The sequence below is a fragment of the Segetibacter aerophilus genome, from assembly GCF_007991655.1.
In the GTDB taxonomy this organism is placed as follows: domain Bacteria; phylum Bacteroidota; class Bacteroidia; order Chitinophagales; family Chitinophagaceae; genus Segetibacter; species Segetibacter aerophilus.
In genome coordinates this window covers 1-3740 of sequence record NZ_BJYT01000059.1, presented here as the reverse complement: position 1 = coordinate 3740, position 3740 = coordinate 1, and the positions used below count along the sequence as shown (strand labels likewise).

Genomic DNA, 3740 nt, shown 5'->3' with positions numbered 1-3740 from the left:
AGTCCCGTTGCAAGAACGAAGCCCAGCGGTTTGAGCTTTTGACTTGCGGGTAATCATTTCGTAATAAACAAACTCCAGGAATTTAAAACAGGAACAAAGCAGTTCAATTGTTCAAACAAATTTTATTTATTTTGAATAGGCATGATAGTACATGATGGATGCAATCAATCATAATTCTATTTTTATTGCCAGCTCAATTGCCATACGAAACTCTTCTACATGCAAGTTATTCTCGGTGTTATCTTTCATTTTATTGGTGGTTTTGCTTCAGGGAGTTTTTACATACCGTACAAAAAAGTTAAAGGATGGCACTGGGAGAGTTACTGGATCATTGGTGGCCTTTTTTCCTGGTTGATTGTTCCTCCTCTTGCCGCGTGGCTTACCATTCCCGGTTTTACAGAAATCATTGGTAATTCAAGCAGTTCTATTCTTGGCGCTACATATTTTTTTGGGCTGCTTTGGGGCATTGGTGGACTTACTTATGGGCTTGGTGTTCGTTATCTTGGTGTGGCTTTAGGTAGCTCTATTATCCTGGGACTTTGTTCAGTTTTCGGTGCGCTCGTTCCGTCTTTTTATTACAACTTCTTTCCTAAGGCCGGCAAAGATTCCTTTACCGATATGATCAACAGTACGTGGGGTAGAATTGTATTGCTAGGCATAATAGTTTGTATTCTTGGTATTGCCATTTGCGGTAAGGCAGGTGTGATGAAAGAGAAAGATTTATCAGCCGGAAGAACTGAAGAAGAAAATAAAGAATATAAATTTGGATTGGGTCTTTTCGTGTCTATCGTCTCGGGCGTTCTTAGTGCCTGTTTTGCTTTTGGTATCGACGCAGGAAAGGACATGGCTAATAAAGCAAACGATCTATGGAAGGCGGTCCATCCCTCTCAAGGCGAGTTCCTTTTCCAAAATAATGTAACCTATATCGTCATCCTTTGGGGCGGTCTAACAACCAATTTTATTTGGTGCATGATTTTAAATGCTCGTAACAAATCATTCGGTGATTATACAAATGAGAAGACGCCTTTATTAAGAAATTATGCTTTCGCTGCCCTTGCCGGTCTAACCTGGTTTCTGCAATTCTTTTTCTATGGTATGGGCGAAAGTAAATTAGGTAATGGCGCGAGTTCGTGGATACTTCACATGGCCTTTATCATTTTGGTTGCTAACTTCTGGGGCATTGCGGTAAAAGAATGGAAAGGCGTTGCGAAAAAAACATTTACAACAGTGATCGTTGGAATAGCAACTATCATCTTATCAGTACTGGTGGTGGGATATGGAAATTCTTTGAAGTAGATGTGGTATCCAACTTTTGTTTTTCATAGCATCATCGTTGCGTCGCACTTTTGATCTTTTTTATAACTATTTGCCAATTCGATTAATCTAAAAATACTTTTATGAATACACAACCGAACAGTATTTCTACCAATGCTGATATAAATGCAAACAGCTTTAAACATGTCAGCTACTTGTGGGATGAAGCCAAAGCTGCAGAGCTTGAAGGTGACGAAGTGGGACTACTTATTTATCGTTCTAATTTGCTAGGCGCTGACCTTCGGCTAACGAATTATGGTGGTGGCAACACATCATGCAAAGCAATGGCTAAAGACCCATTGACAGGCCAGCAAACTGAAGTAATGTGGGTTAAAGGTTCCGGTGGTGATCTTGGAACTTTAAAAAGAAGCGGCTTAGCTGCCCTTTATGTTGAGAAGCTGCTGAGTCTAAAAAATGTCTACCCTGGCTTGGAGCGCGAAGATGAAATGGTGGAGTTATTCAACCATTGCATTTATGACCTCAGTTCAAAAGCGCCATCTATCGATACACCGCTACATGGCTTTTTACCGTTCAAACATATCGACCATTTACATCCCGATGCAGCGATAGCAATAGCTGCAGCAAAAGACGGCAAAAAGATAACCGAGGAATTATTTGAAGGAACAATCGGTTGGGTAGAATGGCAAAGACCGGGCTTCGAACTAGGGCTTCAACTGAAAGCATGCCTTGACGCAAATCCTGGTATTCGGGGTATTATGTTGGGTTCTCACGGCTTGTTTACCTGGGGCGATACTGCGTATGAAAGCTACATAAATACATTAGAAGTTATTGAGCGTTGTGCTGAGTATATCGAGGAGTCAGTTGGTAAACAATCAGCAGTTTTTGGCGGTGCAAAAGTAGAGTCTCTACCTAAAGAACAGAGACGAAGCCAGGCAGCAGCTTTGGCGCCGGTATTACGCGGCTTTTGCAGTAGCCAGACTAAAATGATTGGTCATTTTAGTGACGATGAAAGAGTGCTTCAATTTATCAATTCAAATGATCTTGATCGTTTGGCTCCTATGGGAACCAGTTGCCCCGACCACTTTCTTAGAACTAAGATTAGTCCTCTTGTATTAGATCTTGGTGCTAATGAAGAACTATCAAACATCGAAGCACTAAAAGAAAAGCTAGCTCCAAAGTTTGCCTCTTATCGAAACATGTATGCAGATTATTACAACAACTGCAAGCATCCAAACAGCCCTGCAATTCGTGATGCGAACCCGGTTATTATTTTATATCCCGGCGTTGGAATGTTTGCCTTTGCAAAAGATAAACAAACAGCCAGGGTCGCAGCAGAGTTTTATACCAATGCGATAAACGTTATGCGCGGTGCCGAAGCGATTTCTTCTTATACTTCGCTGCCAAGACAAGAAGCATTTAACATTGAATATTGGCTACTCGAGGAAGCAAAGCTTCAACGCATGCCAAAGCCAAAACCGTTAAGTGGACGTGTTGCATTAATCACCGGAAGTGCTGGTGGCATTGGTAAAGCAATCGCTAAGAAATTTGCGTCCGAAGGAGCATGTGTTATCATCAACGATATCAACACTGAGCGAATGGAAGGAGCGATGGCAGAATTCAACAAACAATTTGGTCGAGATACGGCTGCTTCTACCATGCTGGATGTAACCAACGAACAAACAATTGAACAGGCCCTTAATGAAACTGCGCTTGCTTTTGGCGGTGTTGATATCATCGTAAACAATGCAGGAATTAGTACTTCAAAAGCTTTGTTAGATCATACGGTCGAAGATTGGGACAGGCTTTATAACATCCTTGTAAAAGGACAGTTCATGGTATCAAAAGCCGGTATGAAGGTTATGCGAAAGCAAGCTTTTGGTGGGGATATTATAAACATCGTTTCTAAAAATGCTGTGGTTGCCGGTCCAAATAACGCCGGTTATGGTTCTGCAAAAGCAGCCCAGGCGCATCTTAGTCGTTTGCTTGCAGCAGAACTCGGTCCGGACAAGGTTCGCGTAAATATGGTGAACCCTGATGCTGTTATTGCCGACTCAAATATATGGGCAGGCGGATGGGCCGAAGGGCGCGCTAAAGCTTATGGAATAACGGTAGACGAATTACCCGCCTATTATGCAAAACGCACTCTAATGAATGAATCTATTTTACCAGACGATATCGCCAACGCCTGCTTTGTTTTTGTAAGTGGATTATTAAATAAATCAACAGGCAACGTATTAAATGTTGATGGCGGAGTAGCCGCGGCGTTTATGAGGTAATCATTAAAATCGTTTGAAGCTTTTACACAGGAAAATCAGGATTTAACAAAAATTCCGCGAACGCTCGTAACCTTAATATTGACTGTATTCTATCAATAACATTCTCTCGCAACAACAGTTCTTGCATTAGGGACATCAGCCGGTTGGGTTCCGGGCGAAGGCGAAGGAATTCGAAAACACGCGAAGCAG

General features: G+C 42.0%; 2 protein-coding genes. Both read left to right on the top strand.

The genetic code is table 11. The features are described 5' to 3' along the window. The first annotated feature begins 219 nt into the window (after nt 1-219). Entirely contained in the window at nt 220-1296 is a 1077-nt protein-coding gene (gene rhaT / locus SAE01_RS24220) for an L-rhamnose/proton symporter RhaT (protein WP_147206415.1), read from the top strand. Nucleotides 1297-1397: 101 nt separating this feature from the next. Continuing rightward, a complete protein-coding gene (locus tag SAE01_RS24215) occupies nt 1398-3551 on the top strand; it encodes a bifunctional aldolase/short-chain dehydrogenase (RefSeq protein WP_147206414.1) in 2154 nt (717 codons plus the stop codon). The last annotated feature ends 189 nt before the right edge of the window (nt 3552-3740 follow it).